At 67.6% G+C, this 12,839-nt stretch carries 12 protein-coding genes; 5 read left to right on the top strand and 7 right to left on the bottom strand.

The features are described 5' to 3' along the window. On the bottom strand, positions 1 to 1,358 hold a 1,358-nt coding region (locus tag VJT49_RS20400), incomplete at its 3' end, for a hypothetical protein (protein WP_324166457.1). 211 nt (positions 1,359 to 1,569) lie between these two features. Between VJT49_RS20400 and VJT49_RS20395 the strand changes: the two genes are divergently transcribed. The 5 genes from VJT49_RS20395 to VJT49_RS20380 all read left to right on the top strand — a co-directional run bounded on the left by VJT49_RS20395 (position 1,570) and on the right by VJT49_RS20380 (position 4,255). Further along, a complete protein-coding gene (locus tag VJT49_RS20395) occupies positions 1,570 to 2,049 on the top strand; it encodes a hypothetical protein (RefSeq protein WP_324166456.1) in 480 nt (159 codons plus the stop codon). 45 nt (positions 2,050 to 2,094) lie between these two features. Next, positions 2,095 to 2,643 carry a DUF3558 family protein gene (locus VJT49_RS35345; protein WP_414636041.1) on the top strand — a complete coding sequence of 183 codons (549 nt, stop codon included), beginning with the start codon at positions 2,095 to 2,097 and terminating at the stop codon, positions 2,641 to 2,643. A gap of 96 nt (positions 2,644 to 2,739) precedes the next feature. Further along, a complete protein-coding gene (locus tag VJT49_RS20390) occupies positions 2,740 to 2,874 on the top strand; it encodes a hypothetical protein (RefSeq protein ID WP_324166455.1) in 135 nt (44 codons plus the stop codon). 571 nt (positions 2,875 to 3,445) lie between these two features. Next, on the top strand, positions 3,446 to 3,706 hold the full coding sequence (locus VJT49_RS20385; RefSeq protein WP_324166459.1) for a Scr1 family TA system antitoxin-like transcriptional regulator: 261 nt from the start codon (positions 3,446 to 3,448) through the stop codon (positions 3,704 to 3,706). Between the two features lie 318 nt (positions 3,707 to 4,024). Beyond that, positions 4,025 to 4,255, top strand: a complete 231-nt coding sequence (locus VJT49_RS20380; protein WP_324166454.1) for a DUF397 domain-containing protein — start codon at positions 4,025 to 4,027, stop codon at positions 4,253 to 4,255. Here VJT49_RS20380 and VJT49_RS20375 read toward each other — a convergent pair. The 6 genes from VJT49_RS20375 to VJT49_RS20350 are packed head-to-tail and all read right to left on the bottom strand — an operon-like array spanning position 4,146 to position 12,836. Then, positions 4,146 to 4,814: a phosphatase PAP2 family protein gene (locus VJT49_RS20375; RefSeq protein ID WP_324166453.1), complete on the bottom strand. Its 669-nt coding sequence runs from the start codon at positions 4,812 to 4,814 to the stop codon at positions 4,146 to 4,148. The genes VJT49_RS20380 and VJT49_RS20375 overlap by 110 nt on opposite strands. Continuing rightward, positions 4,798 to 5,982, bottom strand: a complete 1,185-nt coding sequence (locus VJT49_RS20370) for a glycosyltransferase (RefSeq protein WP_324166452.1) — start codon at positions 5,980 to 5,982, stop codon at positions 4,798 to 4,800. Before VJT49_RS20370 ends, VJT49_RS20375 begins: the two co-directional genes overlap by 17 nt. Then, positions 5,979 to 7,175, bottom strand: a complete 1,197-nt coding sequence (locus VJT49_RS20365; protein ID WP_324166451.1) for an O-antigen ligase domain-containing protein — start codon at positions 7,173 to 7,175, stop codon at positions 5,979 to 5,981. Before VJT49_RS20365 ends, VJT49_RS20370 begins: the two co-directional genes overlap by 4 nt. Beyond that, positions 7,175 to 8,665, bottom strand: coding sequence for a right-handed parallel beta-helix repeat-containing protein (locus tag VJT49_RS20360; RefSeq protein ID WP_324166450.1), 1,491 nt, complete (start codon positions 8,663 to 8,665; stop codon positions 7,175 to 7,177). Before VJT49_RS20360 ends, VJT49_RS20365 begins: the two co-directional genes overlap by 1 nt. Further along, complete coding sequence (locus VJT49_RS20355; RefSeq protein ID WP_324166458.1) at positions 8,662 to 10,608, bottom strand: alginate lyase family protein; 1,947 nt, start codon at positions 10,606 to 10,608, stop codon at positions 8,662 to 8,664. The genes VJT49_RS20360 and VJT49_RS20355 overlap by 4 nt, the downstream gene beginning before the upstream one ends. Next, positions 10,608 to 12,836 carry a bi-domain-containing oxidoreductase gene (locus VJT49_RS20350; RefSeq protein WP_324166449.1) on the bottom strand — a complete coding sequence of 743 codons (2,229 nt, stop codon included), beginning with the start codon at positions 12,834 to 12,836 and terminating at the stop codon, positions 10,608 to 10,610. The genes VJT49_RS20355 and VJT49_RS20350 overlap by 1 nt, the downstream gene beginning before the upstream one ends. Positions 12,837 to 12,839 lie beyond the last annotated feature (3 nt).

The following is a 12,839-nucleotide window of genomic DNA, read 5'->3' as shown; positions in this document are numbered from 1 at the left end:
GCGCCCGCGGCCTCGGCGGCACCCGCGCCACCGGCCCGCAACCCGGTCCGCGCGCCTTCACCCACCACGCTCCCGGCGGCGCTGCCACTCCCGGTCGCACTCCCGCTGGAGCCGCCTGGCCCGAAGCCACCACCGCGCCCGACCTTGCTCGAGTACTCGTCGCCGCCGTCGAACCCGCCCATCCCGCCCATCATCGGGGCCATCGGCATGCCACCCATGGTCGACATCGCGTTCGGGTTGTTGTTCGACGAGGATGGCGAGAAGTTGCTGGACGGCTGGAACCCCTGGGCGCTGGTGTTGCCGGCCCCGCGGCCGAACGACCCGGTCCTCGCCCCCGCCTCCAGCGACGAGCCGCGGGCCCCGGCTCCGGCCCCGGGCAACCCGCCAAGCGCCCCGCTCACCGATCCGGCGCCACCCCCGGCACCGCCCGACCCGCCGGAGTGCCCGGCACCACCTGGGACGTTACCGGCCTCACCGGTCGAACCTTGGTATCCGGACGTGGCCGTGCTGCCGATGCTGCCCGTGATCGAGCCGGTCCCACCGCTCCCGCCGGCCTCGAACTTGGGCGGTTCGGCGAACACCGGCTGCTTGGAGGCGGCGCCGTACAGGTTGCTGTCGTAGCTCGACATCACCTGCGCGGCCTGGTCGTGCGCCTCCTGGCTCTGCTGCTGCTTCTCCATCGAAGACTTGACGCTGTCGACGATGTCGAACGGGTTGGAGGCCCACTTCTTGAGCTCGTCCTGCCAGCTGAACGGGATCGGGTCCGGCATGCTGTTCTTCGCCGTCTGGGCAGCCGTCGACTGCTGGTAGGTGACCTCGGACGCCAACTGCGAGTTCTGCGAGTTCCCGTCGGCCCAGGTCTGCAAGCTGGTGAAATACCCGCGCGCCGAGTCCGCCGCGTCACCCTCCCACTCGCTCTGCGACTTGGTGACGGCGTCCTTCAACGCGGTGGCGATCTCGTTGAACGTACTCGCCATCTCGTGGTAACCGTCGGACATCCCACCGACCTGACCCGGGTCGACGGCCTGGACATAACTCTGCAACGTGGGGTGGTCCACGCCTTTGTAGTCGCTGTTCGAGGGCGTGAGACCGGTGACGTACCGGGTGTTGGACGTCGTTGCCTGCTCGATGCTGTCCTGACCGTACTTGTTGGTTGCCACGGTCGCCATGGCCCGGCCCGGAGCCCCGAGGAACCACGGGAGGTTGCCGCCGTACTGGTCGTTGAAGTAGTCCTGCCGCGCCTGGGGAGACATCTGGGTCTCGAAATAGGCCCGCTGCTGCTCCGGAGGCAGCGCCTGGATCTGGTCCGCCGTCTTTTGCCCGTCGCCGTAGGTCCTCGGCGGCTGCGGAGCAGTCATCTGTCGTCCCCTCACCCCGGTCGGGAAGCCTCTCTCGCAACGAAGTCTAGCCAGCTCCCGGCCGCCGTGACCCCGCTTTCTACGCAAACACACCTTTGACGCAGGTCAGGGCCTGTCGGTTCCGGTGGGTTCCGACTTGACCAAACCCCACCCCGGCGCTGTCCCGCCGCTGCTACGGTTGGCCCTGGACAGTGGATCGGGAGGGACATCCATGGCCTGGACTGAGAACGGCGGAACCCCGCAACAGAGCACTTCGACCGGCTTTTTAGGACAGGTCGGGGCGGCCATCGGAGCCGCTGCTAAGGCCGTCGAGACGGGCGTCAGCAAGGAGTCGCTCGCCCAGGCGCAGCAGGCCGCCCAAGGCCTGAAAGATGCGGCCTCATCCGGCAAGATCCGGATCACCGAGAACGGCTTCAGCGTTCTCATGAACGCTCTCACTGACTGTGAAAATCAGTTGCTCCACCTGCGAGACAGTGTTTACAAGGTGGCGCAGGCGCCGAGGCTGGGTTCCAGTCCTTATGCCCAAACAGTTTCCGGCCACGTGCAAAAGGGCGGTACCGGCGAGACGCAGTCCGCCGATGCGGTAGTCGACCAACTCGGTGAGGTTTTGAACATCACTCGGGACGCCCTCAACCAGGCCAGGAAGGCATACCAGGACAACGAGCACGGTAACGTTCAGGTGCTCAAGTAACCGCCACAGTCGACGCGGAGGATACGGGTGCGCTCAGCAGCCCTCATGACAATCATCGCAGCCACCGTTCTGGCCGCTGGCGCCTGTACCAGCACTCAGACTGGTCAGCCATCACCGACTGGCCAGCCGACGTCGGGCGACCCAACCTCCTCGCCTGCGGCAAGCGGACTGCGTGATGTCAAGGCATGTGCTCTCCTCAACCAGAGTGAAGCCCAGCGAGCGGTCCCCGGCATCGGAGCGCCCGAAGATCAAGGCGAATTCGCCGGTTCGGCAAGCTCATGCCGCTGGACGAAATCAGCAACAGCCGGCCAAGGCGGTTTCGTCGTTGGTATCGCAGTGCGGCCTACGCAAAGTATCAAAGATGTCGCAGTAACTCGACCCGATGAGACACTCTCGAACGCGACCACGAGTGGGGGACGGCAGGCGGTTGTCCAGCGGAACGGTCAAGGACAAGGGTCGTGTGCGATCAGTATCGCTGTTGGTTCTGGCCGAGTAGATATCGACGGTCAGACTCTCCGCGGGACGACCCAAGACGCTTGCTCGGTGGTGAGCAAGGTGTCCGACTACGCCGAGCCGAAGTTGCCCGCGTCATAGCTGACCCGGTTTGTCGGGCAGCGTCGGTGAGCGATTCGGCGTGGGGTTACCGGCGCAGCGGCTAGGGCCGTAAACGCGGGCATCAACGACGCAACCATGGCCCAGGCGGCCGTCCAGAGGCTGAAGGATGCTGCTTTGTCCGGCAAGATCCGCGGCACCGAGAACGGCTTCGACATCCTTGATACGAGCGGCGGGTTTTCCCGTTTCTTGAATTTTGTGGAGACCTCTTGATGCCGCTCATGATGAACCTGATCGTGGTGGAGTGGTCACTGTTCGCCGGATCCAGGTATGAAGCGACGGTCTTCAGTTCGCCCTGTGCACCGTGTGTCTTGCCGTCCTCACAGACGTAGCTCATGATCTGCTCGACGTTCTTGTCAGTGAACGCCTTTTCCAGGGCGAACCCAACCTGAATGAACTGGCCATCCTCGGAACCGGCATGGTGAGAACCCGGCTGCCGATCTCGAAGGATCGAGGTCTTGGGAAGGTAGCGGGGGCACGATGCCAGATGATGCGGATGGGCGCGCGCCGCCGGCCGTGCCGCCGGGCTTGTCGCTCATCAGGAATACCACCAGGCCGGTTAGGCCGACAACCAACGTGCCCACAGTGACATACGCTGCGCCTCTTTCTCCTTTCTTCCGCCGCGGGGCCGGGGTGGGTGCGGCTGTGCGTTCGCGCACCGGAGTTCACCTTCGGACGCACGTGAGTTCTCCTTTCAGGCGCCCGAATTCTCTGGTCCGCACTATCCTTCGCCTCGAAAAAGTGGGGAAAGGTCCGTTGTTTGTTCAGTTGGGACCGGATCTGGATGATGAGGTTTCCGGGTATGGAGCGATCCCTTGCGGCGCTTACGGCCTGCGAACGGGAAGCCACGGCAATCCTGGAGGCTGATCCGGAGTTGGTTCCCGGGTTGCTCCAGACCGCGGACTACGCTCGGGCCGTCCTGATGGCCTTCGAGGAGACTGAGGGGACGCGGACTTTTGCGCAACCCACCGGGTCGGCAGGCAACACGTGCTGTCGGGATGTTCGCCGGTGCGGTTTCACACCATTATCGGTGAGTACGCGCTGAGGTATGGCCCGTGTTCCCGAGATGTCCCTTGCAGATCAGCTACGGCAAGTGCTGGAGTTTTCCGAGCGGGACAACGTCTGTGCGCAGGTGCTTCCGGCCCACCAGCCGTGCGGGCCCCGCGTTGAAGGGCTCGTGGCGGCCCATGGGGTTCGAGCAGGCGAGACCAGTCCTCTACTTGGAGCAAACACAGCTCTTCGTCGATGGTCATGGAACACAAAACGGTTGCCGCGTACCAGCGCGCCATCGCTACCCTTCGAGAGGCAGCGATGAACCCGCCGAGTCGGCCAAGTTCGTCGCGGAGATCATCCGAAACCTGGAGTGGACGCCGTGGTCGATTGGCGGAAGAGTAGCTACACCGGCAGGGAGAACTGCGTCGAGGTGGCGTTCTTCGGTCACGGCGTCGGTGTTCGGGACAGCAGGAACCCTGAGGGCGGGCGGATCACGACGTCACTGGAGGCTTGGGTGGCGTTGCTGAACGTCGTCGTGGAAGGCGGCTGGCGATCCGGTCGACGAGCCAGGCCGCGGCCGGGACGGCGGCGAGGGCGGTGAAGAAGCCGCCTACCGCATCAGTCGGGTAGTGGGCGCTGAGCATGACCTCGGCCCAGCCCATGGTGGTGCCGGCTGGGATCACCATGGCGAGGGTCACGAGGATGGCGAGCCCCCTGGTCAGGCGGAAGACGTCGATGGTGAGCGCGGCGAGGATGAGGGCGAGGGAGGTGGCGAAAGCCGTGTGGCCGCTGGGGTAGGACAGGTAGTCGCCGTGGATGGTGCGGTCGACGACGGGCTTGAGCACGGTTGTGGAGGCGACGGTGAGGGCGATGCCGACGACGGCGACCCCGGCCAGGCGGAAGCGTCGCAGTAGCAGGCAGGTGAGCACGACGACGACCGTCAGAACGGTGGAGCCCGCGGGTTCGCCGCAGAAGTCCACCACGAGTGCGACGCCGCGCCATGGGCCTTGCAGGCCGTCCATGGGTTCGGCTTGGCCGTCGAAGGCGCCGAGGCTGCCGCCGGCAAAGTACAGGACGCCGAGTGCGGCGACGACGAGGGCGGCGACGATCGCTACGAGGCGTGGGGCAGGGGAGCCGGGCGCCTCACGGTCGAAGCGCACGGGCGGCCCCTTCGGATATCGCCGACTCGTAGCCGGCGAGCAGGCGAGTCAGGCCCGTCGACGGGGTGAAGTCGCGTTCGTAGCGGCGGCGGGCGGCGGTGCCCATCGAGTCGTTCCCGTCAACCACACGGCGCAGGCAGTCCGCGAGCGACGCCGGGTCGTTCGGGTGGTGCAGTAGGCCGGTCACGCCGTCCTCCACAAGTTCGGGGAACGCGCCATGTGCGGGCGCGATCGCGGGCACCCCGGCCGCCATCGCTTCCACGACTACCAGTCCGAACGCCTCGAGCCAAGTCGACGGCGCCACCACCGCCACCGACCGGGCGAGGAGCTCGCGGCATTCGGCCTTGCTCTGCAGGCCCACGTACCGCACATCGTCCCGGCTCCCAGCCCATCGCGCGACCTCGTCCTGCATCGGTCCGGTCCCCGCGATAACCAGCGGAATTTCGAGACCGCAGCGCTCCCACGCGGCCATCAGGAGCCGGATGCCCTTTTCGGCGGTGATCCGGCCGAGGAAGAGCATGTGCTCACCGGGTCCGGTGCGCCCGATTCCCGGGTCTGCCACGAAATTGTGCTTCACCAGCATGCGTGACACCGGCATTCCCGCCCGCACCAGGAAATCCCGTTGCGCGGCCGAAATACAGAAGAACCGGGCGATGCCGGACCACCAGCGGCGGCGGTTCACCGCCAGGTTCACCGCCATCGGAACGGTGGCCAGTCGCGAGTCCCGGTAGCAGCCGTGCCGGACGGCCGGAACGGGCGCGGTGCCGACGCAGGATGTGCACAGGTGGCCGTCGCGGTAGAGCGTTCCCGGCGGGCAAACCATCGTGTAGTTGTGCAGGGTCGCGACGGCCGGCACGCCGACATCGGCGCAGGCGGCCAGGACGGACGGCGAAAGCAGCGGGAAGGTGTTGTGGATGTGTACGACGTCCGGCCGCTCCGCCCGCAGCCGGGCGGTGAGTTCGGTTCGCACCGCGGGATTCCACGGCACCCGTAACGGCACGGTCGCCTTTTCCAGCAGGGACATCGCGGCGATGTCGTCGCTTCGCCGCTCGAACACGCCGACCTCGTGCCCGGCGTCGGCGAGCAGCGCGACCTCCTGGTCTACGACGTTGTTCTCCCCGCTGGGCTGCTCCGACCGGTAGCGGTTGTGCACAACGAGGACCTTCACGAAGTCTCCCCCTGGGCCAGCAAGGAACCGGCCATGGCCAGATCGAGCAGATACGGCGAGGCGTCGCCGAGACCCGCTTCCGTGTAGGACGCGGTCAGGCAGTAGACGATCAGGAAGATCGCGCACGCACGCGAGAGCGACGGCGGTCGAAGCACGGCCACGGTGAGCAGGATGAGCAGGAACGCGGCGACGATCACCACGCCGACGTAACCCTCTTCGTGGAACACGGCCAGCCAGCTGCTGTCGATCGGCAGGCCGCCGAACGACTTGTCGCCGAGGCCGATGCCGAACAGGTTCTCCATGGTGGTGCGTGGCGCTTCGAGCAGCGCGTCCCAGACCTTGGCGCGGCCGGTGAGGTTCGACAGGCTCTCCTGGCTCTGCCCACGCTGGAACCACGCCAGCACGAGACCACCGGCGAACACCGCGACCGCCCCGGCACTCAGCGCGGAGAAGGCGAACACCTTGCGCGCCCTGGCGTTTGTCAGCGAGAGCGAGAGCAGGGCCACCGTCATGCCGACGACGAGGCCGAGAGTGGCCGTCCGGGTGTGGCTCAGGAACAGGACGCCGAGCGCGGGCACGGCGACGACCAACGCGTTGGTCCGGTCCGTCCGCCTGCCGAGCCAGAGCATGAGCGTGAGGCCCACGCAGATGGCGGCATAGTGCGCCACCTGCGGCGGGGTGAGCGGCCAGATGGCGTCGAGCAGGCGGCCGCTGTAGAACTCCGGCATCGCCTTTCCCGGCGAGATGACCAGACCGGCCAGCACCGACATGAGCACCACGACGAGAACCCGGATGTGGTAGTGGACGAACGTCAGGGTGCCGTCCCACCACCGGGTGAGCAGCCACAGCGTCGAGATGAACAGGAACAGGCGGAAACAGCGGAAGAACGCGCCATAACCGGACTCCAGTTGCGCGCTGGAGATCACGCTGGTCACCAGCAGCAGCGTGAGCAGCAGCAGGTAGGCGTTCGGGCGGATGCGCACCCGGTGGTTGAGCGCGAGTGCCAGCGCGAACGCGACCACCAGCGAGCCCATGGTGACCAGTTGGATGATCGACCGGGGGATCCGGACGATGGTCACCACACCGATGGAGCCGAGGGTGTTGACGACCAGCAGTGTCCACACGACGCCGACCAGTTTCGGCGTTCGCACGGTTTCGGTGCGCGGCTCCCCTCCGATCTCGACGACGTGCATCAGTTGCTCCGGAAGGTGCTGCCGGTGTCCTGCCGGTAGGGCAGGGCCTGCCATTGGGCGGCGGTGACTATCCGGTCGGTGTCATGCGGCATGAACGTCCACGGACCGATGTAGGTGTTGGCGTGCCAGGTGTTCTCCTGATCGAAGGTGACCGCGTCGCGGATGATCTGGCCCTTGTACGGCGACCAGTCCGGGTAGGTGCCGAAGTTGGCCAGCACAGCCATCCGCCCGCAGGTCGTCGTGCACCCCACGACCGAAGCGTCGAGTTCGAACCGGTTGTCGTGGATGTCGGTCCGCTGGGTCTTCCACCGGCAGTCCGAGACCAGCGGCAGCGACGCGAGGGCGGGTTGCGCACAGCGGGTCTGGTCCGGCACGAGCAGGGTGCAACTACCGCTGGAGGTGTTCGCGGGGCTGTTGCAGAACCGGTCGGCGTTCTCCCAGAGCGTGATCCCGGACCAGTTGTCCTGCAGGGTGTTGGCGGAGATCTCGATCTTGTCGGTGCGGGCTGCCACCCGAGGTTCACCGCCGGATTCGGAGATGTAGATGGCGGCGACCGGGAAACTGTCGCCGCGGGCGACGCGGTTGCGGCCTTCGACCCAGTTGTTCCGCCGGATCGTGTTGTTACGGATGATCGCGTTGTAGCTGATCTCGTAGATGATCGCCGAGCTGTCGTTGCCCTCGATGAGGTTGTCCTCGATCAGGAAGTCGTTGTCGTTGGTGTCCGCCCACAGCCCGGGTCCGTGGTTGCCGTGTATCCAGTTGCCGCGCACGTCGGCACCGTTGACCGACCAGAACTTGACTCCGCCGCTGCAACCACAGCCGGGGCTGCGGGTCTCCCAGTCGTCGGTGTTGTTGCCCGTGATCTCGTTTCCCTCGATCACCAGGCCCTTGATCGTGTTGCCCGCCTTGTACGCGTTGATGCCGTACTGGCCGTTGTCGCGCAGGCAGTTGCCCCGGATCTGTTGCCGGGCGCCCGCCATCAGCGCGGCTCCGGAGTTCGCCTCGATCGTGTTGTGCTCGATGATCCAGCCGTCGCCCGAGTCGTGGTTGACCACGCCCTCGTCGTGCGGGGCCACGAAACCACGCACGGTCAGGTAGCGGACGGCCACGTCCCTGGCCTGGCCGGTGAAGGCGTACTCGTTGACCTTGCGGCCGTCGAGGATCGCGCCGGGCGCGCCGAGGTAGGTGTTTCCGTCCTTCGGGGCGACCTGGTCGTACCGCTCGTCGCGGAACCGGTGCGTGCCCGGCATCAGCCAGAAGGTGGTCCCCGGCGGGCTTTCCTTGGTCTTGGTGATCAGGTCGTTCTCGACCGCGGGATCGACCGCCACCGCCCCGGCCGGGGCGGTGGCCGGACCCGGCTGCATTCGGTCGCAGACGGTCGCGGCGGGGGCGGCTGAACGGGTGTCGGTGTGGCTCGGTTGCTCGTCGTCGCTGGCAGAGCACCCCGCCAGGAGCACGGCGACGGTCAGTGCGCCGGCGAGAGTTTTCACGATGGGGTTTCCTCGAAACGCAGCAAGGTGGTGAACGCGTCCGGCCCGGTCGAACCGGCTCCGATGAGCGTGAAGGCGGGCTCGCGGCGGCCGAAGCCGGGGGAGTACCAGCCCAACGGGGTGTCGGTCTCGCCGCGGTGTGCCGTCCACGACAGCCCGGGCGGGAGTTCGAGCACGGCGCGGCCCGTCGACCAGGTCAGCTCCGCCTTTGTGCCCTTTGTGCCCTTTGTGCCGTCGAGTTCGACGGCGACCTCCGGGCCGAGATGGAACGCGAGCCGGCAGGGATGCGACCGCGCGCTGAGCACTTCGTCGGAGATGCGGAGTTCGGAGCCGCTGAGCTGCACGGAACGGCGATGGACCGCGGGCCGGTAACCGTCGTGCTCGGCGCACCAGCGTGACGTGCCGTTTTCCGGCGTGTGCGCGAAGAGGACCTTGCTCTCCGCATGTCTCGTCCACAGGAACGGTCCGCCCGAGGCGGACTGGTCCTGACCGTCGAGTTCCAACGTGTTGTGGCCGAGCGTGGACCGGAAGTACGACCGCCAGGCAGGCTCGCCGTGGTAGCAGAACGTGCCCGGATCGGCGAGGATGTCGACGCCGTGGTGCCGTACTTCCACCGAAAGCGCGTCGGCGTGCGCGTGTGCCGCGATGGACAGGAAACCGTGGGGTCCGCCGTCGCAGCGGCACCAGATGTCGCCCGAGCGCAGGATGGTGAGCCCGGCGTCGGCCAACTTCGCGGGGCGGCGAGCCGGCCGGTTCATGGCGACCCGTGGCGCGCGGGCGAGTGCGGTCAGCAGGGGAGTCCTGACGTCTTCGGCGGGAACCGCCGGCCACCACCTCAGGCGTCCGAAAAGGACATCGCCGGTGGCGAGCAGGGAGGCCCAGCGGTCGGTTTCCGCGCCGTCCAGGATCAGGCCGTGGCCGTCGTCGGCGTCACCCTGCCGCGGCGGGCGCAGCCGTCCGTCCACAATGGAGGCCAAGGCGTCGGTCATGCGGAGCAGCACCGACCAGGTCGATCCGGGCACCTGGACACCGGACGCTTCCGCTTCGAGCGCGGCCGCCAGTCCCAGTTCCAGGACCAGCCCGTGGTACTCGGAGGCCAGCTCGCGGTTGAGCCCCGAGTCGAAGGTGTTGTGTACCAACTGCTCGTCCAGCAGCCGCATGGCGTCGGCCCGCCAGCGCGGCGACTCGGGAAACCAGGCGAAGGCGCTGGCCGCGGCGAGCTGACCGGCGGCCTCGGCGATGACGTGGTTGTTCGCCGACGACCCGCGGCTGGGGAAGGCCGCGAGCCATCGCTGGTGATGCCAGATCTGGTGCTGTGCCTCGATGTTCTCCTCGAACAGGCCAGGCGCGCCAGGCCAGCCGTCGAGCAGGCGGCGCACCCACACCCAGGACAGCAGGCGGATACCCAGTTCGATCCCGCTGACCCAGTGCACCCCGCGCAGCGGCGGGTTGGCCGCCCACCAGGACTTCAGGTGGTCGGCCACCCTCGCGGCGTAGTGGTCTTCGCCGGTGAGCGCGTAGGCGGTGGCGAGGACGGTGAGGTGCTGATGCCGGGACGGCTCCCAGAGTTGCTTGATGTCGCCGACGATCTCCTCGTTACGGTAGGGGATGTCGAAGGCGTAGCCGTCCGGGGCGCGGCGGCCCGTTTTCGGGTCGTACGACCAGTCCGGGTTGGCCAGGTCGCCGCGGGTCACGCCGAAGTACTCGGCATCGCCGGCCATCAGCCGGTCGGCTGTGGCGATCAGTCGCGCCTTGGCGGACTTGGGAACCTTCACGAACGCATCGACCGGCAGGCCGACTCGTGGAGTCGGCGCCGGACCGCGGCCGGGGTAGGGCCGAACCCGGGAACGCCATCGGCGGCGGCGCACTTCGTCCGTCACCCGGCCGGCCACCTCCCGCGGGCCCATCCGCGACAGGCGCCGCAGGTACCAGCCAGGGCTCATCATGTCCGAACCGCCTTGTCCGCGAGTTCGCGCGCGACCGCCCGCACCTCCACCGGGCCACCAGTGGAAAGGCTGCGCTGCACGGCGAGCGTGGCGAGGGTGGTCGCGGCAAGCGACTCGGCCGGCACCGGCATCGGGCCGCCGGACGACACCGCCTCGATGAACGCGCCGAGTTCCGCCTGCTGGCCCTTGTCGCGACCACGGGGAATCCGCGAGCTGGCCCACTTCTTACGCGCGTACACCGACGCGCGCAAGAAGTCGTCGAGGCGCAGAACCTTGCCGTCGGCGACCAGATCGAGCGTTTCCTTCGGGAAACCGGTGTGCCCGCTGGTGGCGTAGGTGACGCTCGCGGTCGAGCCGTCCGGGTAGCGGAAGGTCGCGTGCAGGTCGGCCTGTTTGGGCGTGGCGGTGGCGTAGACCGAGACCGGGTCGTCGCCGAGCAGCCAACTGACCGTGTCGATGAAGTGCCCGCCCTCACCGGCGAACCGGGTGCCTTCGGCCTCCTGCTGGTTGTACCAGCTGCCGCCTTCCAACTGCCCGGCGTTGATCAAATATCGGACCGACGCGGGGCCGATCCTGGTCCCGAAGTTCTCGCGCGCCTGCCGCAGCAGTGGCGCGAACCGCCGGTTGAAGCCGACCTGCAGCCGGTCGTTGCCGGACTCCTCGATGGCGGCCAGCACCTTGCCGAGGTCGGCCTCGCTGAGCGCCAGCGGCTTCTCCACGAACACGGCCTTGCCCGCCAGCAACGCCCGCGCGGTCAGTTCGGCGTGCGAGCTGTGCCTGGTGACCACGAACACCGCGTCGATTCCCGGATCGGCGAGCATCGCCTCGATGTCGGTGGAGACCTCGGCGAACCCGAACTTGTGCTTCGCGTTGGCGGCCGACAGCGCCGAGGTGGTGACGACCTGCTGCAGCTTGACGTCCTCACGACCGGCCAGGTGCGGCAACAGCATCGACGACGCGTAGTTGCCCGCGCCCACGAACGCCACACGCACGGCCCGGCCCGGCGGAGTCCAGGCGACCGTGTTACGCGGCGAGAGCTTGACCTGCCCCGCCGCGGGCACCGACCGCACCTCCGGCTGGCCGGTTTCGGGGCTTTCGGGCGGCTCGGGATACCGGAACAGGACCGCGACAGCCTTCAACTCACCCTCGTTGAGCGTCCGGTAGGTCTCCACCGCCGTCGAGAAGTCCGCGATGTGCGAAATCAGCGGCTCGACGTCGATCCGGTCGCGCGCGACGAGGTCGAGGAAACATTCCAGGTTGCGGCGTTCGGTCCAGCGCACGTACCCGATGGGGTAGTCGCGACCCTCCAGTTCGTACTCCGGGTCGTACCGGCCGGGACCGTACGAACGGGAGAACCGGACGTCGAGTTCCTTTTCGTAGTAGGCGTTCCACGGCAGGTCGAGCCGGCACTTGCCGATGTCGACGACACGGCCGCGGTCCCGGGCCAGCCGGGCGGCCAGCTCGACCGGTTCGTTGGTGCTGCCACCCGCCGCCAGATAGACCTGGTCGACACCGTGCCCGTTGGTCAGCTCGCTCACCGCGGTGTCCACCACGCCGGAACTCGGGCTATCGCACACCATCGCGCCCAGTTGCTCGGCCAGCTCGCACCGGCCGGGGTCGGGATCGACGCCGACCACCCGCACCCCGGCGGCGACCAGCAACTGCACCACGAGCTGCCCGATCAGGCCGAGCCCGATCACCAGCGCGCTGTCGCCGAGCTGGGGCTCCCCGCGGCGAACCCCTTGCATGGCAATGGCGCCGACGGTCGCGAAGGACGCGTGCTTCGGCGACACGACCGCGGGGACCCGGGAGTAGAGGTTGCGGGGAACCCAGTTCAATTCCGAGTGCAGCGCGTGCTCGTTGCCGGCGCAGGCCACGAGATCCCCGACGGAGACATCGTCGATTCCCTGGCCGACCTCCTCCACGACCCCGCAAAGCGAGTAGCCGAGCGGGGTGTAGGAGTCGAGGCGGTTGATCACCTTGCGGTAGGTGGCCACCACACCGTTGGTGGCCACGCTCTGCATGACCTTGGCGACCTGGTCGGGCCGCGACCGCGCCTTGCCGACCATCGACATGCTCGCCTCGGAGACCTTCATCATCTCGGTGCCCGTGGAGATCAGCGAGTAGACGGTCCGGACCAGCACGCCGCCCGGTTTGCACGCGGGCGCCGGGACGTCGAGCAGTGCCAGCTCCCCGCTCTTGTAGTTCTGTACGACCTGCTTCACTGA

The organism is Amycolatopsis sp., from assembly GCF_035276945.1.
In the GTDB taxonomy this organism is placed as follows: domain Bacteria; phylum Actinomycetota; class Actinomycetes; order Mycobacteriales; family Pseudonocardiaceae; genus Amycolatopsis_E.
Note: the sequence above shows the minus strand (reverse complement) of the source record. Positions and strands in the feature narration are given on the sequence as shown.